Below are 25,438 nucleotides of genomic sequence, written 5' to 3'. Positions count from 1 at the left end.
CCGGTGTCGCTTCAGTGCTCAGCCTTCGCTGCTCCCGCCGGACGGCTCGGACGAGCCCCCGCCGGACGCCGCGGGAGGCGCGCCGCCGCCATTGCCGCCGCCGTTGTGGCCACCGCCGGAGCCGCCGCCGCGCTCGGATCGCTCCCCACCACGGCCTTCACCGCCACGGCCCTCGCCACCACCGCGACGCTCACCACGGTCCCGGTTGCGGTCACCGCCGCGCTCGCCGCGCTCGGGACGGCGGCCCTCGCGACGGTCACCGCCGCCGCGCTCGCCTCCGCGTTCCCCGCCGCGCTCGCCGCCACGGCTCTCGCCGCCGCCGCGGTTCTCACCGCCGCCGCGCTCACGGTCGCGGTCCCGGCCACCGCCCCGGCGGCCCTGGTCCTGACGGCCGCCGCCGCCGTAATTGCTCTCCGGGCGGCGCTGCTGCATCGCCAGCTCGCCGTCACCGGAGCCCGGCGACGAGGCCACCTTGTGCTCGGGGCCCGTGGCCGACCGGCCGTAGATGTCGTACTGCTCGCGGTGGTAGTTCTGCTGCGCCTTCACCTGGATGGACTTGTTGTAGCGGTCCATCAGGTGCCGCAGCTCGTTGCGCTCCTCGCCCTGCAAGAGCCGCGCGACCTCCGCGTTGCAGTTGATGACGAGCGTGGAGTCCTTGTAGCCCGGCGCCTCGCGGCGGATCTCCCGGAAGATTTCGTACGCGACCGTGGTGGCCGTCTTCACGAAGCCCTTGCCGTCGCAGTACGGGCAGTCCTCGTGCAGCACGCGGCCAATGGACTCGCGCACGCGCTTGCGCGTCATCTCCACCAGGCCCAGCTCGGAGATGCGCAGCACGTTCGTCTTGGCCTTGTCCCGGCCCAGCGCCTCCTGCAGCGACTTGAAGACCTTGTCGCGGTTCTGCGCCTTCTCCATGTCGATGAAGTCGCAGATGATGATGCCGCCGATGTTGCGCAGCCGGAGCTGGTAGACGATCTCCTTGGCCGCCTCGACGTTGATCTTGGTGATGGTCTCCTCGAGGCTCTTCTTGCCGACGTAGCGGCCCGAGTTGACGTCGATGGCGGTGAGCGCCTCCGCCTGGTCGATGATCAGGTAGCCGCCGCTCTTCAGCCACACCTTGCGCTGGGTGGCGCGCTGCAGTTCCTGCTCGATGCCATAGGCGTCGAAGACGGGCTCGTCGGTTTCGTGCAGCACCACGCGGTCGCGCAGGGCCGGGTCCTGCGCGGTGACGAAGCCCTGGATGCGCTCGTACTCCTCCGCGTCGTCCACGACGAGCTTCTCCACGTCGTGGGCGAACAGGTCGCGCGTGGCGCGCAGGATGAGGTCCAGGTCCGGGTGCAGGAGGCCCGGTCCGCCGCGCTTCTCGTTGCGGCGCACCACCTGGTTCCACACCTCGATGAGGAACCGGATGTCGCTCTCCAGCTTCTCCTGGGGAACGTTCTCCGCCACGGTGCGCACGATGAAGCCCGTGCCGGGCGGCCGCAGCCGGTCCACGATTTCGCGCAGCCGGCGGCGCTCCTTCTCGTTGGAGATGCGGCGGCTGATGCCCACGTGGTCCACCGTGGGCATGAACACCAGGTGACGGCCAGGGATGGAGATGTGCGAGGTGAGCCGCGCGCCCTTCGTGCCGATGGGGTCCTTGGAAATCTGGACCACCACCTCCTGGCCCACCTTCAGCAGGTCTTCAATCTTGTCCGTCTTGCGCTGCTTGGGCTTCTCCTTCTCCTCGTCGCGCTTCTCGCGGCGGGGCTGCTCCTGGCGGCGCTTGTCCTTGTCCTTCTCGCGGCCCTCCCGGTTGCGCGGCTCGCGGGCCTCGCGCGCCTCACGCGGCGTGCGGCGCTCGCCGGAGACCTCGGCGGGACGGGCGTCGGCGGCGGGGGAGGGGATGATCTCGCCCAGGGCGGATGCGTGCGGCGGCGGCTCGGCGGCGCTGCCCTCCGTCGCGGGCGCCACGCCGGACTCGGCGGCGGCGACGGTGGCGCTCTCCGCGGGCGTCTCCTGCACCGGCGCGGGGACTTCCGCCGCGGGCGTGCCGTTCTCCGTCAGCGGCACCGCCACGGCGGCGGTGGACACCTCGGCCGGGGACTCCTGGGGGGCACCCTCGGCCGGGGTCTCCACGAGGAGGGCCACGGGCGACGCGGGCTCGGTCGGCTCGACCGGCTCGGCCGGCGCCTGGGCCTCCACCGGGGCCGGGGCGGCCTCCGGAGCCGGCTTCGCGGCCTCGGGCGAGGCCTCCGGGGACGACTCCACGGCCGGGGCGGCCTGGGCCTGGACGTCCAGCGCCAGCGCGCCGTCGTGCGCCAGCACCGGCTCCGGAGCAGCTGCGGGGGCCTCCGTGCCGGCGGGCAGCGCGTGCGTGGCGTCAGGGACGCTGGCGGCCGCGAACTCCACGGCGTCGGCTTCGGATTCGGTGGGGACCTCCGGGGCGTCCTCGTGCTCGCCCTCGGTCAATTCGAACTGCGCGCGGGCGAAGTCCGGGTCGTAGACGACGTCGCTGACGTACAGGAAGGCGGCCTTCTCCAACCCGATGTCCACGAAGGCCGCCTGCATGCCTGGGAGCACCCGGACGACGCGACCCTTGTAGATGTTTCCGACGACGCCCTTGTCCTTCTTACGCTCGAGGTAGAACTCCGCGATATGGCCGCCCTCGACGAGCGCCACCCGGGTCTCCCGACCCGCGGCATTGATGACGAGCACACTGCTCATGGATGAATCCTGGTAGCGCGCGCGGTAGGAGGGACCTCACCGGACGGGAGGCGGCGAGACGCCACACCTCCGAGCGCGCTGCGAGGGGAGAGGCGGCCAGCGGCCCTCCGGCGTGTGGACGCCTTCCGGAGGACCCGGAGGGAGAACGCATCACCTGGGTGGGGGCCGAGGACATCGCCGCCTGCTCCTCCGAGTTCATGTCGCCCCGCATTGCGACCGGCACCGTGCCGGGCGGGGCTGCTTCTCTTCACGCGCTCGAGGCTTCCTCCACGCCCGTGCCGTCCGCCCCCTCTTCCACACCCGGTCGGTGCCCGTCATGTGGGCCACCTTGGGGGGGTGTCTGGGGGCCCCGGAGCAGCAGGGGCATCCGGAGGAATCCGGAAGCGCAACCCGTCGAAATTCCTGCCTGGGCGTGATGTCCCGCCAACGCGGGGCGTCACACAACCGCCCAGAAACACGGAGAGTTTTCCACGCCCCTCCAGGTGTGTAAAGGCCCGATGCGCCCGTTCATCCACTGTCGGGCAGATGGAAGGCGGGCCCGCCCGGCGGGTCCCCGGGCGCTCGGAAACGGACGTTCAGGCCTGGGCGGGGGCCTGCTTGCGCCCTTCCGGCTTATCCAGCTTCCCGCGCGGACGGCGCACCAGCCGCAGGCCGGTCCAGGTCTCGTCGATGACGCAGATCTTGTTGTCGACGAGGCCGATGTCGAGCGCCGCCTGGCGCACGAAGTCCTCGGACAGGCGCGTCTTCACGCCCTCGCCGGCGGGCCAGCAGACCCAGATGCCGCCGTTGAGGGTGGTGGCGCGCGACAGCGCGGGCAGCCGCTGCACCAGCTCCGTGGCGTCGGAAGTGAAGAAGAGGATGACGTCCAGCCCCGTCTGGGCCGTGACGAGGAACTCCACCCCATCCGGCAGCGGGTTGAGCTTCTGCACGAAGCCCCGCGGGGGGTTGATGACGGAAACCTTGGTGCCGGACCGGATGCCCAACATGGCCGGCAGGGAAGCCAGTGCGTAGGGCGTCATGATGTGCGCTCCACGGTGAAGGTGCGGAATTCGCCAGAGGCCTGACCGTCCGTGCGCGCCACGTCCGTGACGCGCGCCATGCGGGGACCCGTGTGACACCAGCGGATGAAGTCTTCCAGCGCACCCGGTTCGCCTTCCACCGTGGCCTCCACGGAGCCGTCGCTCCGGTTGCGCACCCAGCCGGACAGGCCAAGGCGCAGCGCTTCCTGGCGGGCGCTCTCCCGGTAGGAGACGCCCTGGACCGTGCCCTGGATGCGCAGGGTCGCCCGGCGCTGCGTGCTCATGCCTCTGGCCTCATGCTCTGACGTCCCCTTCTAGCAGCTTCAGGAACGCCTGCTCATCCAGGATTCTTACGCCCAATTCCTGCGCCTTCTTCAGCTTGGTACCCGCGTCCTCGCCGGCGACCACGAAATCGGTCTTGCGCGAGACACTTCCGGAGACCTTACCGCCGCGCCGTTCGATTTCCTCCTTGGCCTGCTCGCGCGCAAGCCGCTCCATGGTGCCGGTGAGCACCACCGTCTTGCCCACGAAGGGGCCGCCCGTGGCGACCGCCGGGGGGGCAGGGTGGACGCCCGCGTCCAGCAGGGCCTGGATGGCGGCCTGGTTCTGGGGCTCCTGGAAGAAGGTGTGGATGACCTGCGCCATCACCGGGCCCACGTCCTTCACCCGGCTGATGTCCTCCAGGCTGGCCGTGAAGAGTGACTTCACCTCCGGGAAGGCCTCCGCCAGGGCGCGCGCCGTGGAGTCGCCCACGTGGCGGATGCCCAGCGAATACAGGAAGCGGCGCTGGGTGGTGTTCTTGCTGCCCTCGATGGAGGCCAGCAGGTTGTCCGCGCTCTTCTCCCCCATGCGCTCCAGCTTGAGCAGCGAGTCCCGGGTGAGCGCGAACAGGTCCGCGAACGTCTTCACCTGACCGGACGTGACGAGCTGCATGGCCAGCTTGTCCCCCAGGCCTTCAATGTCCATGGCGATGCGGCTGGCGAAGTGGCGCACCTTCTCCACCAGCTGCGCGGGGCAGGACGCGCCCGTGCAGCGGATGATGGCGCCGTCCTCGTCCTTGGCCGCCACCGCGCCGCACACCGGGCAGTGGGTGGGGAAGGTGAAGGGCTGGGAGTCCTCCGGGCGCTTGGACAGCACCACGGAGACGATTTCTGGAATCACGTCACCCGCGCGGCGCACGAAGACGGTGTCGCCCTTGCGCACGTTCTTGCGGCGCAGCTCGTCCTCGTTGTGCAGCGTGGCGCGCGACACCGTCACGCCGCCCACCTTCACCGGCTTCAGGTGCGCCACCGGCGTGAGCGCGCCCGTGCGGCCCACCTGGATGCCGATGTCCTCCACCGTGGTGGACTCCTCCTCCGGCGGGAACTTGTAGGCCACCGCCCAGCGGGGGCTCTTGGACACCTGGCCCAGGCGGCGGCGCAGGTCCTCGTCATCCACCTTCACCACCATGCCGTCGACCTCGAAGGGCAGGGCGTGGCGGCCCTTCAGGGACTCGTCGTAGCGCTGGCGCACGCCGTCCGCCCCGTCCGCGTGCTGGTAGCGGTTGATGGGCAGGCCCAGCGTCTTCAAGTACTCCAGCTTCTGCGTGTGCGTCTTGAAGGCGGGCACGCCGTCGCCGGGCACGCATTCATACAGGTAGACGGACAGGGGCCGGGCGGCGGTCTCCCTGGGGTCCAGCTGGCGCAGGCTGCCCGCGGCGGCGTTGCGCGGGTTGGCGAAGAGCGACTCGCCCGCCTCTTCGCGCTTCTCGTTGAGCTTGCGGAAGTCCTCCTTGCGGATGAAGACCTCGCCGCGCACCTCCAGCCGCCTGGGCACCTTCACGCCGTCCTGGGGGAACAGCTCCAGGGGCAGGCTCTTGATGGTGCGCAGGTTGCCCGTGACGTCCTCGCCGGTGGTGCCGTCGCCGCGCGTGGCGCCCTGCACGAAGCGGCCGTCCTCGAACCTCAAGGAGATGGCCAGGCCGTCCAGCTTGGGCTCGCACACGTAGCCCACCTGCGACAGGCCCGTCAGCTTGCGGATGCGGTCGTCGAACTCCGTGAGCCCGGCGTCATCGAAGATGTTCGCCAGGGACAGCATCTGCGTGGTGTGCACCACCTGCCCGAAGTCCTCCACCGCCGCGCCGCCCACGCGCTGGGTGGGCGAGTCCGGCGTCACCAGCTGCGGGTACTGCTCCTCCAGCCCCTGGAGCTCACGCATCAGCGTGTCGTATTGGGCGTCGCTGATTTCCGGCGCGTCCAGCACGTAGTAGCGGTGGTTGTGGTGGGCCAGCTCCTGACGGAGCGCTCGGGCGCGGGCTTCGGCTTTCGGGAAGGTGTCCACGGGGTGTGTCCTTACCCCAATTCAGGGGCGCGGCCAGTTGCGCACGCCCCGCGTTGGAGGAGGAGCACTCTACCGGCACCACCTGACAGGGCCGCTCCACGCGCCCGGGAAGGGGAACCCGGGGACGCGTGTTCACGCCAAGAGAGCGCATCCGCCGCCCCATTAGGCCCGAATTTCGGATACATAGCGGATTCCCTGTTCGCAATCCCCCCGCCCTCCAGTGCAACCCCCTGAAAAACGGGACAGAGCCAGGCACGGATGCCTTGACAGCTCTGGGGGCGGTCAATAGTTTCCAGCGCGGTTCCTGGCGCAGGGGTTCCCCCGGCGCCGTCTCTTCCCAACCACAGGCCCACGCGCCCTCCGGTCCGTTCCCAGGACTTGGGTGGTGCTGCCCCCTGGAAGGTGCTTCCGAGCGCCGCGCGGACGGATCGCCGTCCCGCGTACAGCCTGCCCGAGCCTTCGGGCGATTCCCCCTACGTCCGTTCGCAGACCGTCATGGCCAAAGCCCGTTCCCCCCGAGAGAAGGTAGTCGAGCCCGCGTTCACCGAGGAGAAGCCCCGGCGCAAGCGCGCGGCGGCGAAGGAGGCGGAGAAGCCCGCGCCCCGGTCTCGCCGTGCTCCGGCTCGTCGTGAAGAGGCTCCCGCCGAGGAGGCCGAGGCCCCCGAGGTCGCCGCGGAAGCGCCCCGCCCGGTGCTCACTCCCATCTCCCGTCCCGTGCGTGACGACGAGCTCCAGGAGCTGCGCGGCACGGAGGAGGAGACGCCCGCCGAGGAGGCCGCTCCCGCCGCCCCGCAGGAGTCCGCGGAAGGCCCCGCCATCACGGAGGTCGAGCGCGACGGCACCCCGATGCAGGTCATCAAGCTCAATGACCTGAAGCGGATGAAGATCGTCGACCTGGCGAAGATGGCCCACGACACGGGCATCGAGGGCTACCAGGGACTGAAGAAGCAGGACCTCATCTTCGCGCTGCTGGGCGGCATCGCCGACAAGCGCTTCGAGGTCCACGCGGAAGGCGTGCTGGAGCTCTTGAGCGACGGCTTCGGCTTCCTGCGCAGCGCGGACAGCGACTACCAGCCGTCCCCGGACGACATCTACGTGTCGCCGTCCCAGGTGCGCCGCTTCAACCTGCGGCCCGGCGACACGGTGACGGGCCCCATCCGCCAGCCCCGCGAGGGCGAGCGCTTCTTCGCGCTGCAGAAGGTGGACAAGGTCAACTTCGCGGACCCCATGTCGGACGCGGCGCGCGAGCGCATCCTGTTCGACAACCTCACGCCGCTCTATCCGACGCGCAAGCTCAAGCTGGAGCACGAGTCGTCGGAGATGACCACGCGCATCATCGACATGTTCTGCCCCATTGGCCTGGGCCAGCGCTGCCTCATCGTGGCGCCTCCGAAGGCCGGCAAGACGGTGCTGCTGCAAAACATCGCGCACGCCATCAGCCGCAACCACCCGGACGTCTACCTCATCGTGCTGCTCGTGGACGAGCGCCCGGAGGAAGTGACGGACATGGAGCGCAGCGTGCGCGGCGAGGTGGTGTCCTCCACCTTCGACGAGCCCGCCACGCGCCACGTGCAGGTGGCGGAGATGGTCATCGACAAGGCCAAGCGCCTGGTCGAGCAGAAGTACGACGTCTGCATCCTGCTGGACTCCATCACCCGTCTGGCGCGCGCCTACAACACGGTGGTGCCCGCGTCCGGCAAGATTCTGTCCGGCGGCGTGGACGCCAACGCGCTCCACAAGCCCAAGCGCTTCTTCGGCGCGGCCCGCAACATCGAAGAGGGCGGCAGCCTCACCATCATCGGCACGGCGCTCATCGACACCGGCAGCCGCATGGACGAGGTGATTTTCGAGGAGTTCAAGGGCACGGGTAACTCCGAAATCGTCCTGGACCGGAAGTTGATGGAGAAGCGCATCTTCCCAACGCTCGACATCAACAAATCCGGCACCCGCAAGGAGGAGTTGCTCTTGTCTCAGGCGGACCTGGTGCGCATTACGGCGTTGCGCCAGGTGCTCCACCCGTTCACCCCCATCGACGCGATGGAGTTCGTGCTCAAGCACATGCGTCCGACGGCGGCGAACGCGGAGTTCCTGGGCTCGATGAACCGGTAGTTCCCTTCCGGCCAAGGAGCCCCCATGCGTCGTGCCCGCCTCCCTCTTCTTGTCGCCCGCGCTGTCGCGGGCCTCACCCTGGGGCTGTTGGCGGGCTGCGACCTGGGGGTGGAGGACCTGCCCATTGGAGACACCCCACCGGTGCTCTCCAGTCAGGTCTGCTACGACGACTCGGACTGCGTCGCGAACGCGTGCTGCGGTGAGGGCACCGCCATCACCCACCGCGACGTGGGGCCGGACTGCACCGGCGTGCGGTGCGACGGGGCGTGTACGCCCAACAGCGTGGACTGCGGCCGGTGCATCCCCACGTGCCGCAACGCGCGCTGCGCCGCCGCCTGCCAGTAGCAGGCGGCCGCGCGTCCGGACTTCAGCTGGCCAGCCCGCTGGCCACGTCCACCGGCGGGTCCCTCAGGGGCAGCGTCACGCGGAAGGTGGTGCCGCCGCCCGGCGTGTCCTCCACGTCGATGCGGCCCTGGTGCGCTTCCACCACCTGACGTGACACCCAGAGCCCCAGGCCCAGGCCGCCGTAGTGGTGCGTGGACACGGCGCGCTCGAAGCGGTCGAAGATGCGCTCGCGGTCCTCCGGCTTGATGCCGATGCCGTGGTCCACCACGGACAGGCGCACGACCTCGCCATCCGGTTGGAGCGTCACGTCCACCGGACGGCCCCGGCCGAACTTCAGCGCGTTGGCGATCAGGTTGTGCACCACCTGCGAGATGCGTGACGGATCGAAGGCGCCCATCACCGGCCCCTTCACGTCCACGGTGAGCGGCGTGCCGTCACGGCGCGCTTCTTCCTCCGCGAAGCGCGTCACCTCCACCAGCAAATCTCCCAGGTCCACGTCCGTGCGGGTGATCTTCAGCCGGCCGCTGGTGATCTGCGACACGTCCATCAGCACGTCCACGAGCATCGCCAGCCGGCGGATGAAGGAGCGGGCCTGCTTCAGGCGCTCCAGCGCCTTGGGCGGGGCGTCCTTGCCCAGGCCGCGCTCCACCAACTCCAGGTGCAGTTGGAAGGCCGCCAGCGGCGTGCGCAGCTCGTGCGCCGCCACGGAGAGGAAGTCGTCGCGGGCGCGCAGGGCCGCCGTCAGGTTCTCCGCGCGGGCGCGCTCGTTGGCCATCTCTCCGCGCATCCTCGCGAGCTTCAGGTTGGACGCGATGCGCGCGAGCAACTCGCCCGCGGAGAAGGGCTTCACCAGGTAGTCGTCCGCGCCGGACGCCAGGCCCTGCACCGTGGCCTCTTCTCCGGCCTTCGCGGACAGCAGCAGGATGGGCAGCTCGCGGGTGGTGGGCGCGGCGCGCAGGGCCCTCAAGAGGCCCATGCCGTCCAGCTTCGGCATCATCACGTCCGACAGCACCAGGTCCGGCGGCCGGGCCAGCGCGGCCTCCAGCCCCTTCTGGCCGTCCGTCGCCACCTCCACGTCGTACTCGGGGGAGAGCACGCGCTGGATGTAGTCGCGCATGTCCCGGTTGTCGTCCACCAGCAGGATGCGCGCGCGCGACACCGGGGACACCGCGTGGCCGCCCGCGGACGCCGGGTGGTGGTGCGAGGACTGCGTGCGGTCCTTGGGCTTCGCGCTGCCCCACAGCAGCGCTTCCTCGACGTAGGCCGACGTGGCCTCGCGCGCCGCGGAGCGTGGCCGGGAGGTGGTGCGGATGCGCTCTGGCGGCAGGTGCGCATGGCCCAGCGGCAGCTCCACGGTGAAGACGCTGCCCTCGCCCTCGGTGCTGCGCGCGGACACGGCGCCGCCGTGCAGCCTGGCGAACTCCTGCACCAGCGCGAGCCCGATGCCGCTGCCCTCCATCGTGCGCGACGGCGAGCCCGGCACGCGGTGGAAGCGCTCGAAGAGGCGGGGCAATTCGTGCGCGGGGATGCCCGAGCCGGTGTCCTCCACCTCCAGCGACACCCGCTGCCCGTGCTCGCGCAGGCGCAGCGTGACGCCGCCCTGGAGCGTGAACTTGAAGGCGTTGGAGACCAGGTTGAGGACGATCTGCTCCCACAGGTCCGGCGCCACGTAGACGGGCTGGGACAAAGGAGGGCAGTCCACCGTGAGCTTGAGGCCCGCGCGCTCCATGGCGGAGCGGAAGCTGGACGCCGCGTCCTTCGTCAGCGCGGCCAGGTCCGTGGGCGCGAAGCGCTCCTCCCGGGGGCCCGCCTCCAGCTTCGACAGGTCCAGGAGCGCGTTCACCAGCTTGAGCAGGCGCCCGGCGTTGCGGTGCACCCGCTCCATCTCCTTGCGGACCTCGTCCGACAGCGGGCCCGCTCTCCCGGCGAGCAGGTCCTCCGTGGGCCCCAGCATCAGCGTCAGCGGCGTGCGGAACTCGTGGCTGACGTTGGCGAAGAACTCCGACTTGAGTCGATCCAACTCGCCCAACTGCTCGTTCGCCACGCGCAGCTGCTGGTTCGCCTCTTGAATCTGCTGGGCGCGCCGGAAGATTTCGCCCTCCATCTCGTCCGCGCGGGCGCGCAGCTCGGCGTGCTGGCGGCTCTGCTCCTCGTCCAGGTGCTTCAGGCGGATGAAGTCGGTGACGTCCTCCACGCGGTGGATGACGTAGCGCACCTCGCCGTCCTCACCGAACACCGGGGTGTTCAGCGGGCTCCAGTAGCGCAGCTCGAACCCGCCGCCGGCCTGGTCGGGCCGGGGGATGTCGTACTTCTGGACCGCCATCGCGTCCGGGGTGCGCGTCTTCACCGCGCGCTCCAGCGACGCGCGCAGGTTGGCCACCCCGCTGGCCAGCGGGTCCTGCGGGTTGTCCGGGAAGACGTCGAAGATGTTGCGGCCCAGGATGTCCTCGCGCCGCGTCCGCGTGGCGCGCAGGTACGAGTCCGTCACCCCGACGATGACGAACTCCGGCGTCAGCACGAGGTACGGGTTGGGCGCGGCTTCGAACAGGCTCCGGTAGTCCGGGGCCGGTGAGGGGCTGGGGGGCATCACACGTCCTCAGAGGCGGAGGCGTGCCTGGAATTAGTCACTCCCCCCCATGATGGCCAGGGGGGAAAGTGGGAGACAGCCCCAGGTTTTCCACCGGTGGACGCTTGGGACCGCCCGCATCCCACCCCGGTGGAGAAGTTCAGGCCGCGGGGGCGGCGTCCGTGGCGGCGACCGCCTGCTGGGCCGGAGCGGCCACCAGCGGGGGCGGCTGTGCCTTGAGGCGCGCGTAGTCGAAGCAGGCCACCGCGATGGAGGCCACCGGCACCGCGAACAGCGCGCCCCAGAGGCCGAAGAGCTTCTCGCCCGCGATGAGGGAGAAGGCCACCACCACGGGGTGGATGCGCGCGGCCTCGCCCATGATCTTCGGGTTGAGGAAGTACGCCTCCAGCGCGTGGATGCCGATGATCCACAAGAGGAGCGCGACGCCCTTCTGGAAGCCGTCCGCCAGCGCGATGAGGACGATGGGCACCGAGCTGATGATGGTGCCGAAGATGGGGATGAGGCTGAAGAGCGTGGCGATGGTGGCCAGCAGGAACGCGAACTTCACGCCGAACAGCAGCAGGCCCAGCAGCGTGAGGCCGCCGTTCACCAGGCAGATGGTGACCTGCCCGCGCACCACGCCGGACAGCGACTTGTCGATGTTCGCCACCAGCGTCTTCGCGCCCGGCAGGAACTCCGCGGGGATGAGCGTGCCGAAGTAGCGGCGGATGGCCTGCGCGTCGATGGAGAAGAACGCGGCGACCATCAGGATGAAGAACAGCATGAAGACGCCGGTCAGCACCTCCGTGACGATGCGGCGCGACACGTTGACGATGTCCGCCAGGTTCTCCTTCGCGAGCGACGTCACGCGCGCCACCGCGTCGGTGAGCATCTGCTCCAGGTCCAGCGCCAGGCTGAAGCCGCCGGACGCGCCCGCCGCGCCCTCCATGGCCCGGTCCGACAGGGCCACGGGGATGCCGTACGTGTTGAGCCACGCTTCCGCGCGCTGCGCGAGCCCCTGCACGTGCTCCGGCGTGAGCGCGCTGGCGAAGGCGGCCATCTCCCGGCTGATGCGCGCCACCTCGCGGTAGAGCTGCGGCACCAGCGCGACGAAGAAGAGATACACCGCGAGGAAGAACCCCGCGTAGATGAGCAGGATGGCCACCCAGCGCGGCACGCCGTGGCCCGCCACCTTCAGCCGCGTGATGCGCGCCACCAGCGGCTGCACCAGGTACGCGATGAGCGCCGCGCCCGCGAACGGCATCACCACCGAGCGCAGGGCGAAGAGCGTCACCGCGATGGCCACCCACAACCCCGCGAGGAGGATCAGGCGCTTGCGGCGTTCGTCAGGGGCAATGGCTTCCACGGGCGGCGACATGCACCCGGGCTTAAGGCAGTGGCCTCCCTCCTGACAAGCTCCAGGCGGAAAGCTTCCAGTGGCCCCTGTCTCCTATGCCCCCCAAGGGTCCGGAAGCGCTCGGGTGAAGGCAGGCGGCCGGCCGGGGGCTCAAGCCTGGGGCAGGCGGGACCGGTCGCCCAGCCGGGCCTCCACGCGGTCCAGGCAGTCGCGCATCAGGGGGCGCTTGATGCGGCCCTGGGTGGCCTCTCCCAGGCCCAGCATCTGCTCGGTGAGCCAGCGGGTGAGGAAGAGCAGGGGGACGCGGTCGTCAGGGCCCAGGCCCCGCTCCAGGTAGCGCTTGTTGCGCACGTAGTCGTCGAAGGCGTCGAACTCGCGGGCCAGGTCCCACTTCGCCAGCCGCAGGGCCTCCGTGTAGACGGCCGGGGCGGGGCGCCGGGTGGCCTCCTGGAACAGCGGGGCGAACTCGCCCAGCGTCGCGGGGTCCAGGTCCTGAACGGGTGGGGGCCAGGAGTCCAGGTCCTTGGCGAGCAGCCGCGCCACCTCGTCCAGCAGGTGGTCCACGAGGGCGACAGGCTTGAGGTCGAAGAGGTGATCCCAGCGCGAGGGCATGTGTCAGGGACTGGCTGCGGCGGGCAGGGCCACCGGAAGGGGAGGGGACGGAAGCGCGGCGAAGGGTGCGGCCACGGGGCCATCAACATAGCCCAGGGACAGCTCGCGCTGGATGACCTCCCACACGGCCCGGCGCGTGAGCAGCTCGCCGTGGGGTACCACGCCGGACAGCTCCACGTTGAAGACGTTGGGCTGGCCGTCCACGTCCAGCACGGAGGAGGGGTAGGGCGCGATGACGTCGTCGCGCGAGTAGATGGACGTGAGCCGGACGTGGCGAGGGAAGGCGCCCACGCCCAGGTCCTTGATGAAGCGCGACGTCGGGGTGAGCTGCCACATGCTGCGGCTGAACCAGCCCAGCGTCGCGCAGCCCAGATAGGCCATGCGCGTGCCCTTGTGCGGCGTGCCCAGGGTGATGAGGCTCTTCACCCGCGTGTCCCCGCCCAGCCGCTTCACGTAGTACGTGCCAATGAGGCCGCCCTTGGAATGGCCGATGATGGTGAGCGGCCCCATGCCCGGGTGACGCTCGTAGAGCCGGTCCACCTTGCCCTGGACCTTGCGCGCCAGCTCGTCGATGCGGTGCGTGTTGAAGCGGTCCATGGTGCCGCCCAGGTGGATGGACCAGACGCAGTAGCCCTCGCGGCGCAGGCGGTGTTCCAGCACCTCCAGGACGCGGCGCGTGCTGAAGAAGCCGTGCAACAGGAGCACCGGCCTCTGGCAATGCTTGAAGTCCGTGCGGCGCACGACCTGGTTGCCGCGTGGATCCAGATCCACGTAGCTGGCCAGGTACTTCAGCTGGCACTTCAGCTTCCGGTACTGCAGCACGAACGGATTCATCCCAGCCCCCGTCCCTCCTGGACGGTGCGTGGACCGCCGTCCTGGAACACGGAAGAAAGCTAGGGAGCGCGTCAGCGGGCGGCCCGAATCCGGAAGGTCCGATCAGGTGAAGTGTTGGAGGAAGTTCATCAGCACCCGGTGCGCGTGCGGCGTCGGGGTGATGCCGGACAACAGCCGCGGGACGTACTCGCCCTCCGGAACGCCCTTCTCGCGCGCGAGCGCGTCCAGCTTGTCCTCGCGGGCGAGGATGACCGCGCGCATGGCGTCCGTGGGCATCTCCGGGTGGAACTGCACGCCGCGCACGTTGTGACGGAAGGCGAGCGCCTGGTTCGCGGTGTTGGCGTTGCCCGCGAGCACCGTGGCGCTTTCGGGCAGGCGCGAGACGATGTCCTCGTGGGTGGCCTGCACGACGAAGCGCTCCGGCAGGCCGGTGAACAGCGGATCCGCGCGCCCTTGCGGTGAGAGCGTCACCTCCACGGTGCCCGTCTCGCGGCCGTTGGGGTTTCGCGTCACCTTGCCGCCGTAGGCCTCCGCGAGCAGCTGTTGGCCAAAGCACACGCCGAGCACGGGGATGCCCTGCTCGCCCGCCTCCACCATGAAGGCGCCCGCGCGCTCCATCCACGGCTCGCGCTGCGTCACCGACAGGGGCGAGCCCGTCATCATCACCGCGTCGTAGCCCTTCGCGTCCTTCGGCAGGGGCGCGCCCTTGTGCACGGGAAGAATGTCGAAGCGCTGCCCGGACAGTCCGATGGTTTGCAGAAACCACCGCTCGTAGTCGCCCACGGAGAGCTGGACGGAGGTCGCCGCGTCGCCGGCTTTCAGCAGGAGGACGTTCTTCTTGGGGGCAGCTTGCCGCGTCATGTCCCCATTCCTACCGTGTCCAGCCGTCCGTGTCCGGTGCCCGCCACTTCCAGGTCGCTTGCGCGCCGTGCTCACCCGAGGTCTCGCCATGACCGACGCTCGTTCGCTTACTCCCAAGCTCCCCGTGCTCAAGCTGCTCATCGACGGGCAGCAGGTGGACCCCATCGAAGGGGGCACCTTCGCGGTGGTGAATCCCGCCACCGGCCAGAAGATCGCTGACGTGCCCGCGGGCACCGCCGCGGACGTGGACCGCGCGGTGAAGGCCGCGCGCCGCGCCTTCGAATCCGGGCCGTGGGGGAAGATGACCGGCCGCGAGCGCGGCAAGCTCATCCGCAAGCTGGCGGACCTGCTCCATGAGCGCCGTGAGGAGTTCGCGCTCGTCGAGTCGCTGAACAACGGCAAGACGTTCAAGGACGCCATCCGGGGTGACGTGGCGCCGGCCGCCGCGACGCTCGCGAACTTCGCGGACATGGCCAGCACCATCACGGGCGAGGTGCTGCCCGTGGACGGCCCCTTCCACACCTACGCGCTCAAGGAGCCCGTGGGCGTGGTGGGCGCCATCGTGCCGTGGAACTACCCCACGTGCATGCTGGGCTGGAAGCTGGGGCCCGCGCTGGCCGCCGGCTGCACGGTGGTGGTGAAGCCGTCCGAGTACACCCCTCTCACCGCGCTGAAGCTGGGCGCGCTGGCGCTGGAGGCGGGCTTCCCGCCCGGCGTCATCAACGTCATCACCGGCCTGGGCGACCCCGCGGGTGAGGCCATCGCCCGGCACCCGGACGTGGACAAGATTTCGTTCACCGGCTCTGGCCGCACCGCGCGCCGGCTGCTCCAGGCCTCCGCCGCGAGCAACCTGAAGAAGCTGACGCTGGAGCTGGGCGGCAAGAGCCCGCAGATCATCTTCCCAGACGCGGACTTCGACCGCGCGGTGGAGGCGTGCTTCTGGGGCATCTTCGGCAACAAGGGTGAGACCTGCAACGCGGGCAGCCGCGTGCTGGTGCACCAGGACGCCTACGAGGCCTTCGTCGCGAAGCTCGCGGAGAAGGCGCGCACGATGAAGGTGGGCGACCCGCTGGACGCGACCACGGAGATGGGCGCGCTGGTGAGCCAGAAGCAGATGGACGTGGTGCTGGGCTACATCGAGAGCGGCAAACAGCAGGGCGCGAAGCTGCTCGCGGGCGGTGGCCGCGACACGGAGGGCTTCAAGGCGAAGGGCTGCTTCGTGAAGCCCACCATCTTCGGCGACGTGAAGCCGGACATGAAGATCGCCCAGGAGGAGATCTTCGGCCCGGTGCTCAGCTGCCTGCGCTTCCGCGACGACGCGGAGGCCATCGCGATGGCGAACAGCACGCAGTACGGCCTGGCCGCGTCCATCTGGACGGGTGATGTGGCCAAGGCGCACGCGCTGGCGAAGCAGGTGAAGAGCGGCGTGGTGTGGATCAACTGCTTCAACGAGTTCGACGACGCGGCGCCCTTCGGTGGCTACAAGGAATCCGGTTGGGGCAAGGACCTGGGCCACCACGCGCTGGATGGTTACCTCCAGACCAAGGCCGTGTGGACGAAGCTGCCGTCTCCGTGACGCACCCCGCGCGCTCCATTCCATTCCACCGCTTCACCGCCGCATGACGAAGAAAAGGAAGGTCCGCATGCCGTCGCGTCCCAAGGCCAAGGTGCTCACCCATCCGGCGATGGCCCGCCGGGCCCGCGCGAAGGAGCGGAGCGAGGGAGGGCCGCGAGCGGTGCCCGGACAGCAGGGGGACATGGACTCCCTGCGCCGGTGGATGGACGAGAAGGGCGTCCGCAAGGTGAAGGTGGGCGCCATCGACATGGATGGCGTCTGGCGCGGCAAGTACATCTCGCTGGAGAAGTTCTACAGCGCCGCGAAGAGCGGCCTGGGCTTCTGCGACGTCGTCTTCGGCTGGGACCTGGGCGACGAGCTCCTGGACAACACGAAGGTGACGGGCTGGCACACGGGCTACCCGGACACGCCCGCGAAGGTGGACCTGTCCACCGCGCGCATCATCCCGTGGGAGCCGGACACCGCGGCGTTCCTGCTGGACTTCGTGAACCCGGACGGCACGCCCTTCGAGGCGAGCCCCCGGCAGCTGCTCCAGAAGATGGGCCAGCGCGCGCGCAAGCTGGGCTTCCTGCCCAAGTTCGGCGCGGAGTACGAGTTCTTCCTCTTCAAGGAGGGTCCGCAGAGCCTGCATGAGAAGGGCTTCAAGAACCTCACGCCGCTGACGCCGGGCATGTTCGGCTACTCGTGGCTGCGCACGTCCCTGAACGCGCCGCTGGTGCACGCGCTCATCGACGGGTGCAACGCGTACGGGCTCAACATCGAGGGCTTCCACACGGAGACGGGCCCCGGCGTCTTCGAGGCCGCCATCCGCTACGACACGCTGGAGCTGGCGGCGGACCGCGCGGCGCTCTTCAAGACGGTGGTGAAGGAGATCTGCGCGAAGCACGGCGTGTCCGCGTGCTTCATGGCCAAGGTGGACCCGAAGCTGCCGGGCTGCTCCGGCCACGTGCACCAGTCGCTGTGGAACCTGAAGGGCGAGGAGAACCTCTTCCACGACCCGTCGCAGAAGCACGGGATGAGCAAGCTGATGCGGCACTACATCGGCGGGCAGGTGGCGCTGATGCCGGAGCTGACGGCGCTCTACTGGCCCACCATCAACAGCTACAAGCGCAGCGTGGAGAACACCTGGGCGCCCACCACCGCGACGTGGGGCCTGGAGAACCGCACCTGCGCCATCCGCGTCATCGGCGACAGCGGCAAGTCCATGCGCATCGAGTACCGCCAGCTGGGCGCGGACATGAACGCGTACATCGGCATGGCGGTGAGCCTGGCCGCGGGCCTGTGGGGCATCGAGAACGAAATCGAGCCGCCCGCGCCCGTGCTGTCCAACGCCTACGAGGCGAAGAACACCCAACCGCTGCCGCGCACCCTGAAGGACGCGGTGGCCCTGTTGAAGAACAGCGAGCGCGCCCGCGAACTCTTGGGTGACGGCTTCGTGGACCATTTCGTGCGCACCCGCGAGTGGGAGGTGCGCCAGTTCGAGCGGGCGGTCACCTCCTGGGAGCTGGAGCGCTACCTGGAACTCATCTGATTTGAAGGAGGACCGTTCATGAAGCCTTTCGACATTCCCTCCGAGCCGCGCGTCACGGAGATGGCATGGCCCACGCGCATCGTGTTCGGCGCGGGCGCGCTCCAGAAGCTGCCCGCGCACGCGGCGCGGTTGAACATGAAGCGCCCGCTGCTGGTGACGGACGCGGGCGTGGTGAAGGCGGGCCTCGCCACGCGCGTCGCGGACGTGCTCAAGGGCGCGGGCCTGGAGTGCGCGGTGTTCGACCGCGTGGAGCCCAACCCCACGGAGCGCGACGTGTTCGCGGGCCTGGAGGCGTACCGCGCGCACAAGGCGGACGGCATCGTCGCCCTGGGCGGTGGCAGCGCGCTGGACGCGGGCAAGCTGGTGCAGTTGCTCACCACGCATGAGCCGCCGCTCAGCCGCTACGACGACGCGAAGGGCGGCGACCAGTACGTGCGCGACGACCTGCCTCCGCTCATCGCCATCCCGACGACGGCGGGCACGGGCTCGGAAGTCGGGCGCTCGGGCGTGGTGACGCTGGCGGACACGGGCCGCAAGACGGTCATCTTCAGCCCGCACCTGCTGCCGAAGGCGGCGGTCATCGACCCGGAGCTGACGCTGGGCCTGCCCCCGTCCGTCACGGCGGCCACGGGCATGGACGCGCTCACCCACTGCATCGAGGCGTATGTCGCCAATGGCTTCCATCCGCTCGCGGACGCGGTGGCCATTGACGGCGTGATGCGCGTGGGGCGCTCGCTGGTGACGGCGGTGAAGGAGGGCCGCGACCTGGCGGCGCGCACGGACATGATGGTGGCCGCGATGGAGGGCGCCATGGCCTTCCAGAAGGGCCTGGGCGCGAGCCACGCGCTGGCGCACGCGCTCACGCCCATCTCCAACGTGCCGCACGGCCTGGCGAACGCCATCGTCCTGCCCGCGGTGATGGAGTTCAACCGCGCGTCCTGCACGGCGCGGCTGGCGCGCATCGCCGCGGCGCTGGGGGACACGGCCAACGCGCGCGAGGAGGTGCTCGCGGCGAACGCCATCGACCGCGTGCGCAAGCTGGCGGCGGCCGTCGGGATTCCGGCGCGGCTGCGCGACGCGGGCGTGCAGGAGAAGGACCTGGAGCACATCGCGCAGAAGGCCTTCCAGGACGCGTCCCACCAGGGGAATCCGCGCGCCGTGACGGAGGCGGACCTGCTGGCCATGGCCCGCGAGGCGTACTGAAAAGCGGCTTCACTCCGGCTTGATTTCAGAGTGTTTCAGCGGGGCCTCTTCCGAGGGAAACGGGAGGGGCCCCGTGCCTTTGGTGCGCTTGAATCAAGCGGTGCCTCCTCCGTCAGAAGGTTCAGAACGCAGCACAACGCGGCTCACGGAGGCAGGTCATGAAGGCGATGCTCAAGAAGATGGTGGTGGCTGTGGCGCTGGTCGCGAGCTCCCCGGTGATGGCGGCGGACTACCACGGCGCCTCCCCCCTCGTGAGCCGTCAGGACCAGGCTCGCATGGAGCGCGAGCGGCACGAGCGGGAGCGGTTGGCGCGGATGGAGCGGGAACGGCAGGAGCGGGCGCGGATGGAGCGCGAGCGTCAGGCCCGGCTGGAGCGCGAGCGCAAGGAGCGGGCGCGGATGGAGCGTGAGCGTCAGGCCCGGCTGGAGCGCGAGCGGTTGGAGCGGGAGCGCCAGGCCCGGATCGAGCGGGAGCACAAGGAGCGTGAGCGTCAGGCCCGGCTGGAGCGCGAGCGGCGGGAGCGGGAGCGGCTGGCGCGGCGCGACTCGCACTACCGGGGCGGCTGGGTGAACTAAGCAGCGATGGGGGCACAGCCTGAAGCAGCACGGAGGCCCGGGGGCGGAGATCCACCCTCGGGCTTCTTCGCGTCTGGAGCTCAGCGTGCGCCGGAGTCCACGGTCATCGCTCGGGTGCCGGCGTCCGCGACGCCGCCTGTCTCCGGCGTGAACTCCAGCGTCTCCATAAAGAGGCGCCCCGGCAGCCGCATGTCCATGGCGGTGATGCGCTCGCGGTCGCGCAGCTCATAGAGCTGCCGCGCCACCCAGGCGGTCTGCACGGGTTCGTCGGAGAAGAAGACGTAGACGCGCACCTTCCCCTCCTTCACCGGCACACGGAAGCTGGTGTTGGCGACGGGCCGGTTGGCGTCGCAGCGGATGGAGCGGTTGTCTCGCGTGAGCGTGAGCTGCCGGATGACGCCCTTCTCGGACGTCGTGAAGATCATGCAGTAGGGGAGCTGTCCCTCGACGGGGATGATCTCCATCGTCGCGGGGCCCGTGCGCTTCACCAGGGCACGCACCACCTTCGCGGGCGGCTTCGCGTCGTCGCAGCCCACGACACCCGCGCCCAGCGCCATCACCGTCAACCAGCCCGTCCAGCGCGTCACGTGTTCTTCCCTGGGAAGGTGGGATACCGACCGCGAGTCTACCTCGGTAGAATGCAGAAGCTGCCACGCGAGTACGCCATTGGGGGGACTCATGGACTTCGCTGCGCTCTGTCTGCAGATCAAGAAGGGACTGGATGCGCCGAAAGATCGCATGCCCATCTTTCAGGCCCTCTCCCAGCTCTCCTCCCCGGATCAGGTTCCCAAGCTGCTCCAGGCCTGGAATCTGCTCTACCCGAACCTGATTCTCTTTGATGAGTTGGAACGGGTGCTGGACGACAAGGAAGAGCTCCAGGCCTGGGAGCGCTTGACGGGAAAGTCCGTCAAGGCGGGCGCCATCTCCGCGACCACAACGGCCTCCTATCTGAATCTCCGGGCAACCCCTGGCACGTCCAAGAGTTCCGTGGTCATCGGGAAGCTCATCGGGGCCAACATGCCCGTGACGGTCCATGGCAAGGCAATCAAGGATGGCTCGACATGGTACCTGCTGGAGTTCTCCGCGAACGACTACCCAAAGGTCGTGTCAGTTCCGAAGGACGCCGCCGGCGACATTCGCGCGCTCTACAAGAGCCATCGTGCCTGGGCCATCGAGTCGGCTGTCGCGACGTACGTTGACTACAATGTCTTCATGGCTCAGTTGCGAGCCTTCGAGATGATTCACCGCAAGCTCTCACTCAAGCAGCGAATTACCTTGCTGCGGCAGATGGCCCATCCGAGCGATCTGCCTTTCGACACGGTGATTGGCACCTCGGGAGGCAGCGTCTACGAGGAGACGCGCCCCAAGGTCCATGAGGTGTACCAGCTCGTGAGGGATGCGAAGGCCTTCCTCACTCCCAGCGGAGAACTGGTCGACATCTACCACTTCATTGTCGGCATGGACGTGTACCAGAAGGACCGGATGGGGCGCGAGCGGGTCAAGTTGATCAGGCTGGGAGAGAGCGATCCCTCCGCGACCTGGGCCGGTGACATCGGAGCCGGTGCGGCGGATGCGCTGCTGCACAAGGACAAGGACTACGAGGACAATCACCCTGGCCAGACCGAGGCGGAGCGCATCCTTCACTACTACCAGACCCGGGCGCCTTCGCAGGATCTGCTTGGAGACTTGGATGCGTGGGGAGTCGCGGGGCGTGTCGACCATGATGCGACGGGCGACACGATTTCATCGATCATCGAAAGCGTCTACGGGCGTGGAAACGCGACGAAGATGGGGACTCCCCAGCTTCGAAAGTACGCGCTGGAGAATTTCTTCGCACGCCATGGCCTCACGATGAGTGGCTCCTCGCTCGTCTCTGTCGCCAATCTGGAGGTCTTGAAGTATTACATCAATGACTTTGCTCGTGTCTGGGTATATCGCGCACAGATGAAGAATGACTTTCTTGGCAATTCGTTTTGGTTTGGATCGCGCTATGACAAGCCCGGGCTGGCGGCGATGAGCGAGAAGATGGCGGCTCTGTACTTGCGGTGGCTGGATGAGCAGTGTCGGCTCAATGGCCTGCTTCCCAGCGTGGCCCCCGCGGCCAGGAGATGAACCGAATGGATGGTGGTCACGGGAACGCGTCCTTGAGTGCACCGGGCGCTCCTGCCCTGTCACGACTCCGGCCCTGGCTTGCCGCGCTGGGCTACCTCGTGGCGCACCCCCTGGTTTCTCTGCTGGGCATCCAGTGGGGGCCCCTGGGTGGTCTTCAGACCCAGGGCGTGATGCTCGTGGCCGGTTTCGCGGTGCTGGTGGTCGCGGGATTCCTGCCCAGACTCTTCGAGTCGCGGCTCCTCCAGACGCTCCTGCTCGCACTCGGATGGCCCCTGGTGGTGGCCGCGGTGGCCGTGGCGTGGTTCGCCCCCTACGCCGTCATTCAGGAGTCGCAGTGGTTGGGTCCCAGTACCCACCGCACCACCCTGCATCCGTTCTTCACCGGAGGCCTGAGCTGGCTGCTGTTCCTTGCCGCCCTGGGCTACGCAGCAGGCTTGGGAACGCGCTTTCGGCGGGGGCTCTGTCTCGGGGCGCCGCTGATTGCCTTCCTCGCGCTCTGCTGGCTGCTCCACCTCCGGGGCTATCCCGCCTTCGAAGGGTGAAGCGGCTTCACTCCGGCTTCATTTCAGAGTGTTTCAACAGGGCCATCTTCCGATGGCGCGGTTGAATCAATCAGGGCCTCCCCCGTCAGTAGGTTCAGAACGCAGCAACAACGCGGCTCACGGAGGCAGGTCATGAAGGCGATGCTCAAGAAGATGGTGGTGGCTGTGGCGCTCGTCGCGAGCTCCCCGGTGATGGCGGCGGACTTCCACGCCGCCACCCCTCTCGTGAGCCGCCAGGACCAGGCCCGCATGGAGCGCGAGCGGCAGGAGCGGGAACGGCAGGCGCGGATGGAGCGCGAGCGTCAGGAGCGGGCGCGGATGGAGCGTGAGCGTCAGGCCCGGCTGGAGCGCGAGCGTCAGGAACGCGAGCGTCAGGCCCGGCTGGAGCGGGAACGGCAGGAGCGGGAACGGTTGGCCCGGCTGGAGCGCGAGCGTCAGGAGCGGGAGCGGCAGGCCCGGCTGGAGCGGGAACGGCAGGAGCGGGAACGGTTGGCCCGGCTGGAGCGCAACCGTTACAGCGGTGGCTGGCTGAACTAGGCGGCCACGGGGTCACGGCTTGAAGCAGCACGGAGGCCCGGGGGCGGACAGCCACCCTCGGGCCTCTTCGCGTCTGGAGGTCAGTTGGCCACCGGCTCCACGGTCAGCGCGCGGGTGCCGGCATCTTCAGCCGTGCCTCCGTCGGACGTCACCACGCCGCCCGCGCCCACGATGCCGCCCGTCTGCTCCGGCTCGCCCGTCTCCGGCGTGAACTCCAGCGTCTCCACGAAGATGCGCCCCGGCAGCCGCAGGTCCATGGCGGTGACGCGCTCGCGGTCACGCAAGTCGTAGAGCTGCTGCGCCACGGAGCCCGCCGGCACGCGCTCGTCGGAGAAGAAGACGTAGACGCGCACCTTCCCCTCCTGCACCGGCACCCGGAAGCTCGTGTTCGCGACGGGGCGGCCCGGGTCGCAGCGGATGGAGCGGTTCTCTCGCGTGAGCGTGAGCTGCCGGATGACGCCCTTCTCGGACATCGTGAAGAGCATGCAGTAGGGGAGCTGCCCCTCGACGGGGATGATCTCCATCGTCGCGGGGCCCGTGCGCTTCACCTGCGCGCGCGCCACCTTCGCGGGTGGCTTCGAGTCGTCGCAACCCACGACGCCCATGCCCAGCGCCATCACCGTCAACAAGCCCGTCCAGCGCGTCATGTGTTCCTCCTCGGGAAGGTGGAATGGCCGACACGGCCAGCCTACCCCGGCCCCACGCCTTTCCGTCCTGTCCGCTTTTCGTGGACGCCCGCGGGGCCGCCGAGTGCACGGTCGTGCACATGGCTTCCTGCGTCATCCGGGCCCGGACCTACTCCGGGCGTTGGTAGACAATGACCTGCGGCGTTTCGTCCAGGTACAGCCCGGTGACGGGCGTGCGCGTGCCGAAGGCCTGCCACGTGAGGAACTCGTGCTCGCGGAACTCCTGGTGGTACTGGTACGCGACGATGTCCGCGTCGAACGGGCTGTTCACCGGCCGCACGTCCGGCCGCAGCATGCCGTTGCGCTGGTAGTCGCGGAACGAGAAGCCGTTCACCTCGTGCAGGTAGATGCGGGCGCCCGGCTTCGCGTGTTCGTTGATCCACGGCAGCACGCCCGTGACGTGGCTGGACCAGAACTGCCGCTGCATCCCCAGCGTCGCCGCGCCCGGCAGCCCACCCGCCAGTTCCGAGTACGCCGCCGTGCCGTACGGGAACACCCGCACCAGCCCCAGCAGCGCGGGCGCCATGAGCAGCGCGAACACCGGCACCGTCACCGCCAGCGGTGACACCGACGGCCGCCGCGCCTTCAGCACCTCCCACAGCGCGAAGCACCCGCGCGCCACCGCGGCGCCCGCGAGGATGCCCAGGAAGGGCATGGACGGGAACCAGTGCTTCACGCCGCCGAAGTGCGGCACCTGCGGGTGGCTGATGATGAGGATGGACGTCACCGCGTTGACGCCCACCAGCGCCTCGGACGCCGTGGGCATCCGCACCCAGTCACGCGTGCGTTCACTCAGGCTGAGCAGCGCGCGGCCCACGAGCGCGACGAAGCCCGTCACCATGGGCGCGAAGAGGCTGGTGGGCACCGTCAGCGCCGTCTTCACCACCACGTAGCTGAGCGGGAAGGGCGGCCCGCGCATCAACGTGCCCAGGTAGAACCAGGCGTAGTGGTTGTGCGTCGCGTGGAAGGCCAGGTACCACGCGGTGCGGTCCACCGGCGCGTGCCAGAGGTAGGGCCAGTGCAGATAGAAGAGGACCGGGCCCAGCACCGCCATGGCCGCCAGCGGCACCAGCGCCTGCGTCACCGGCAGGCTGACGCGCCGCAGGTCCCGCAGCAGCACCGCGCAGCCCACCGCGAGCCCGACGAAGAACAGCGTGTGCGGGCTCAGGAGCAGGAACTTCTTCTGGAACCCCGCGGGCCCACCCAGGAACACCACGAGCAGGCCGTACAGCACCGCCACCGCGACGAAGAGCCCCACGAAGCGGAAGAGCCGCACGCGGGCCTCGGGGTTGCCTTCGCTCGCCTGCCACGCGCGCCACAGCGCGAACGGCGACAGCACGAACGGCATGAAGAGGGCGTTGTGCTTCGTGGCGATGGCCAGGCCGAACGCCACGCCGCACGCGACGCCCCACCGGGTGCTCTCCAGCGCGCGCCAGAAGCAGTACACGACGAGCAGCCACATCGCGGCCACCGGCATGTCGAAGCACGCCAGCTCCGCGTTGAAGTACTGGCGGGGCACCAGCAGGAAGGAGAGGGCGGCGAACCACCCCGCGGTGCGGCCATACAGCGCGCTGCCCAGGAGGAAGCACAGCGCGGGCACCAGCGCCGCCATCGCGAACGCGGGCAGCCGGTAGGCCGTCGCGTCGCGCATCACGCCCAGCGTGTCGTGGAAGAGCAGGTGGCTCAACCCGAACAGCGTCTTCATCAGCGCCGGGTGCTCGTGGTTGTAGTCCCACAAGCGCACGATGGCGCTGTCCGTGAACGCCTGCGCGGGCGCGCGGAACAGCAGCCGGAACCACTGCGAATAGCCCTCCGCCGCGGCGAAGTAGACGCTCTCGTCGCGCGTGAAGCCCACGGCCGCTTCCGTGCTCCACAGCGCCGCGAACGCCAGCACCCACAGCGCCAGGGCCGTGAACTTCTCCTCGCGCGTCGCGGGGCGTCCGGTCATCTC

General features: G+C 69.3%; 21 protein-coding genes. 9 read left to right on the top strand and 12 right to left on the bottom strand.

Features of this window, described 5'->3' with window-relative positions; translation table 11 throughout:
• Nucleotides 1-18 precede the first annotated feature (18 nt).
• From D7V80_RS04585 to ligA, 4 genes are all read right to left on the bottom strand, one after another.
• Nucleotides 19-2,703 (bottom strand): Rne/Rng family ribonuclease, encoded by a 2,685-nt coding sequence (locus D7V80_RS04585; RefSeq protein ID WP_120586992.1) that lies wholly within the window; start codon nt 2,701-2,703, stop codon nt 19-21.
• A 575-nt stretch (nt 2,704-3,278) separates the two neighbouring features.
• A complete protein-coding gene (locus D7V80_RS04580) occupies nt 3,279-3,722 on the bottom strand; it encodes a DUF3052 family protein (RefSeq protein WP_120586991.1) in 444 nt (147 codons plus the stop codon).
• The gene (locus D7V80_RS04575; RefSeq protein WP_120586990.1) at nt 3,719-4,006 is read right to left on the bottom strand and encodes an acylphosphatase; all 288 of its coding nucleotides are present in this window, start codon (nt 4,004-4,006) and stop codon (nt 3,719-3,721) included. The genes D7V80_RS04580 and D7V80_RS04575 overlap by 4 nt, the downstream gene beginning before the upstream one ends.
• Before the next feature lie 10 nt (nt 4,007-4,016).
• Nucleotides 4,017-6,041: an NAD-dependent DNA ligase LigA gene (gene ligA, locus D7V80_RS04570; protein WP_120586989.1), complete on the bottom strand. Its 2,025-nt coding sequence runs from the start codon at nt 6,039-6,041 to the stop codon at nt 4,017-4,019.
• A gap of 495 nt (nt 6,042-6,536) precedes the next feature.
• Here ligA and rho point away from each other — a divergent pair, with 495 nt between their 5' ends.
• The gene (rho, locus tag D7V80_RS04565; RefSeq protein ID WP_014398916.1) at nt 6,537-8,150 is read left to right on the top strand and encodes a transcription termination factor Rho; all 1,614 of its coding nucleotides are present in this window, start codon (nt 6,537-6,539) and stop codon (nt 8,148-8,150) included.
• A gap of 24 nt (nt 8,151-8,174) precedes the next feature.
• Entirely contained in the window at nt 8,175-8,495 is a 321-nt protein-coding gene (locus D7V80_RS04560; protein ID WP_120586988.1) for a hypothetical protein, read from the top strand.
• A gap of 22 nt (nt 8,496-8,517) precedes the next feature.
• On the opposite strand, the gene D7V80_RS04555 is transcribed toward D7V80_RS04560, so the two are convergent.
• The 5 genes from D7V80_RS04555 to D7V80_RS04535 form a co-directional block, all read right to left on the bottom strand.
• The gene (locus D7V80_RS04555; RefSeq protein ID WP_120586987.1) at nt 8,518-11,082 is read right to left on the bottom strand and encodes an ATP-binding protein; all 2,565 of its coding nucleotides are present in this window, start codon (nt 11,080-11,082) and stop codon (nt 8,518-8,520) included.
• A gap of 139 nt (nt 11,083-11,221) precedes the next feature.
• On the bottom strand, nt 11,222-12,439 hold the full coding sequence (locus tag D7V80_RS04550) for an AI-2E family transporter (RefSeq protein ID WP_120586986.1): 1,218 nt from the start codon (nt 12,437-12,439) through the stop codon (nt 11,222-11,224).
• Between the two features lie 129 nt (nt 12,440-12,568).
• Complete coding sequence (locus tag D7V80_RS04545; RefSeq protein ID WP_120586985.1) at nt 12,569-13,030, bottom strand: hypothetical protein; 462 nt, start codon at nt 13,028-13,030, stop codon at nt 12,569-12,571.
• Nucleotides 13,031-13,033: 3 nt separating this feature from the next.
• Nucleotides 13,034-13,864 (bottom strand): triacylglycerol lipase, encoded by an 831-nt coding sequence (locus D7V80_RS04540; RefSeq protein ID WP_120586984.1) that lies wholly within the window; start codon nt 13,862-13,864, stop codon nt 13,034-13,036.
• A gap of 102 nt (nt 13,865-13,966) precedes the next feature.
• Nucleotides 13,967-14,725 (bottom strand): glutamine amidotransferase, encoded by a 759-nt coding sequence (locus D7V80_RS04535; protein WP_120586983.1) that lies wholly within the window; start codon nt 14,723-14,725, stop codon nt 13,967-13,969.
• An 88-nt stretch (nt 14,726-14,813) separates the two neighbouring features.
• Between D7V80_RS04535 and D7V80_RS04530 the strand changes: the two genes are divergently transcribed.
• The 4 genes from D7V80_RS04530 (at nt 14,814) to D7V80_RS04515 (ending at nt 19,610) form a co-directional block, all read left to right on the top strand.
• Nucleotides 14,814-16,301 carry an aldehyde dehydrogenase family protein gene (locus D7V80_RS04530; protein WP_120586982.1) on the top strand — a complete coding sequence of 496 codons (1,488 nt, stop codon included), beginning with the start codon at nt 14,814-14,816 and terminating at the stop codon, nt 16,299-16,301.
• Nucleotides 16,302-16,368: 67 nt separating this feature from the next.
• Nucleotides 16,369-17,832 carry a glutamine synthetase family protein gene (locus tag D7V80_RS04525; RefSeq protein WP_199738370.1) on the top strand — a complete coding sequence of 488 codons (1,464 nt, stop codon included), beginning with the start codon at nt 16,369-16,371 and terminating at the stop codon, nt 17,830-17,832.
• Between the two features lie 18 nt (nt 17,833-17,850).
• Nucleotides 17,851-19,035, top strand: a complete 1,185-nt coding sequence (locus D7V80_RS04520; RefSeq protein ID WP_014398907.1) for an iron-containing alcohol dehydrogenase — start codon at nt 17,851-17,853, stop codon at nt 19,033-19,035.
• Between the two features lie 158 nt (nt 19,036-19,193).
• Nucleotides 19,194-19,610 carry an ATP-dependent DNA helicase gene (locus tag D7V80_RS04515; protein WP_120586981.1) on the top strand — a complete coding sequence of 139 codons (417 nt, stop codon included), beginning with the start codon at nt 19,194-19,196 and terminating at the stop codon, nt 19,608-19,610.
• An 80-nt stretch (nt 19,611-19,690) separates the two neighbouring features.
• On the opposite strand, the gene D7V80_RS04510 is transcribed toward D7V80_RS04515, so the two are convergent.
• A complete protein-coding gene (locus D7V80_RS04510; RefSeq protein ID WP_233585134.1) occupies nt 19,691-20,197 on the bottom strand; it encodes a hypothetical protein in 507 nt (168 codons plus the stop codon).
• Nucleotides 20,198-20,288: 91 nt separating this feature from the next.
• Between D7V80_RS04510 and D7V80_RS04505 the strand changes: the two genes are divergently transcribed.
• From D7V80_RS04505 to D7V80_RS04495, 3 genes are all read left to right on the top strand, one after another.
• The gene (locus D7V80_RS04505; protein WP_120586980.1) at nt 20,289-21,722 is read left to right on the top strand and encodes a hypothetical protein; all 1,434 of its coding nucleotides are present in this window, start codon (nt 20,289-20,291) and stop codon (nt 21,720-21,722) included.
• A gap of 5 nt (nt 21,723-21,727) precedes the next feature.
• Complete coding sequence (locus D7V80_RS04500) at nt 21,728-22,264, top strand: hypothetical protein (RefSeq protein WP_120586979.1); 537 nt, start codon at nt 21,728-21,730, stop codon at nt 22,262-22,264.
• A 132-nt stretch (nt 22,265-22,396) separates the two neighbouring features.
• Nucleotides 22,397-22,801: an ATP-dependent DNA helicase gene (locus D7V80_RS04495; RefSeq protein WP_120586978.1), complete on the top strand. Its 405-nt coding sequence runs from the start codon at nt 22,397-22,399 to the stop codon at nt 22,799-22,801.
• An 80-nt stretch (nt 22,802-22,881) separates the two neighbouring features.
• Here D7V80_RS04495 and D7V80_RS04490 read toward each other — a convergent pair whose 3' ends face one another.
• Together D7V80_RS04490 and D7V80_RS04485 are read right to left on the bottom strand one after the other, a co-directional pair.
• Nucleotides 22,882-23,448 (bottom strand): hypothetical protein, encoded by a 567-nt coding sequence (locus tag D7V80_RS04490; RefSeq protein ID WP_120586977.1) that lies wholly within the window; start codon nt 23,446-23,448, stop codon nt 22,882-22,884.
• 148 nt (nt 23,449-23,596) lie between these two features.
• Nucleotides 23,597-25,435, bottom strand: a complete 1,839-nt coding sequence (locus tag D7V80_RS04485; protein ID WP_120587013.1) for a glycosyltransferase family 39 protein — start codon at nt 25,433-25,435, stop codon at nt 23,597-23,599.
• Between the last annotated feature and the right edge of the window lie 3 nt (nt 25,436-25,438).

Origin of the sequence: Corallococcus sp. CA054B (genome assembly GCF_003611625.1) — a bacterium.
Classification (GTDB): domain Bacteria; phylum Myxococcota; class Myxococcia; order Myxococcales; family Myxococcaceae; genus Corallococcus; species Corallococcus coralloides.
The sequence above is the reverse complement of the archived record's forward strand: the minus strand, read 5'-3'. Positions and strand labels throughout refer to the sequence as shown.

Coding starts and splice junctions, on each gene's coding strand:
- D7V80_RS04505 (WP_120586980.1), top strand. CDS start 20,289: ATGGACTTCGCTGCGCTCTGTCTGCAGATCAAGAAGGGACTGGATGCG.
- D7V80_RS04575 (WP_120586990.1), bottom strand. CDS start 4,006: ATGAGCACGCAGCGCCGGGCGACCCTGCGCATCCAGGGCACGGTCCAG.
- D7V80_RS04550 (WP_120586986.1), bottom strand. CDS start 12,439: ATGTCGCCGCCCGTGGAAGCCATTGCCCCTGACGAACGCCGCAAGCGC.
- D7V80_RS04490 (WP_120586977.1), bottom strand. CDS start 23,448: ATGACGCGCTGGACGGGCTTGTTGACGGTGATGGCGCTGGGCATGGGC.
- D7V80_RS04485 (WP_120587013.1), bottom strand. CDS start 25,435: ATGACCGGACGCCCCGCGACGCGCGAGGAGAAGTTCACGGCCCTGGCG.
- D7V80_RS04585 (WP_120586992.1), bottom strand. CDS start 2,703: ATGAGCAGTGTGCTCGTCATCAATGCCGCGGGTCGGGAGACCCGGGTG.
- D7V80_RS04580 (WP_120586991.1), bottom strand. CDS start 3,722: ATGACGCCCTACGCACTGGCTTCCCTGCCGGCCATGTTGGGCATCCGG.
- rho (WP_014398916.1), top strand. CDS start 6,537: ATGGCCAAAGCCCGTTCCCCCCGAGAGAAGGTAGTCGAGCCCGCGTTC.
- D7V80_RS04530 (WP_120586982.1), top strand. CDS start 14,814: ATGACCGACGCTCGTTCGCTTACTCCCAAGCTCCCCGTGCTCAAGCTG.
- D7V80_RS04545 (WP_120586985.1), bottom strand. CDS start 13,030: ATGCCCTCGCGCTGGGATCACCTCTTCGACCTCAAGCCTGTCGCCCTC.
- D7V80_RS04520 (WP_014398907.1), top strand. CDS start 17,851: ATGAAGCCTTTCGACATTCCCTCCGAGCCGCGCGTCACGGAGATGGCA.
- D7V80_RS04540 (WP_120586984.1), bottom strand. CDS start 13,864: ATGAATCCGTTCGTGCTGCAGTACCGGAAGCTGAAGTGCCAGCTGAAG.
- D7V80_RS04560 (WP_120586988.1), top strand. CDS start 8,175: ATGCGTCGTGCCCGCCTCCCTCTTCTTGTCGCCCGCGCTGTCGCGGGC.
- D7V80_RS04525 (WP_199738370.1), top strand. CDS start 16,369: ATGCCGTCGCGTCCCAAGGCCAAGGTGCTCACCCATCCGGCGATGGCC.
- D7V80_RS04555 (WP_120586987.1), bottom strand. CDS start 11,082: ATGCCCCCCAGCCCCTCACCGGCCCCGGACTACCGGAGCCTGTTCGAA.
- D7V80_RS04500 (WP_120586979.1), top strand. CDS start 21,728: ATGGATGGTGGTCACGGGAACGCGTCCTTGAGTGCACCGGGCGCTCCT.
- D7V80_RS04495 (WP_120586978.1), top strand. CDS start 22,397: ATGAAGGCGATGCTCAAGAAGATGGTGGTGGCTGTGGCGCTCGTCGCG.
- D7V80_RS04515 (WP_120586981.1), top strand. CDS start 19,194: ATGAAGGCGATGCTCAAGAAGATGGTGGTGGCTGTGGCGCTGGTCGCG.
- D7V80_RS04535 (WP_120586983.1), bottom strand. CDS start 14,725: ATGACGCGGCAAGCTGCCCCCAAGAAGAACGTCCTCCTGCTGAAAGCC.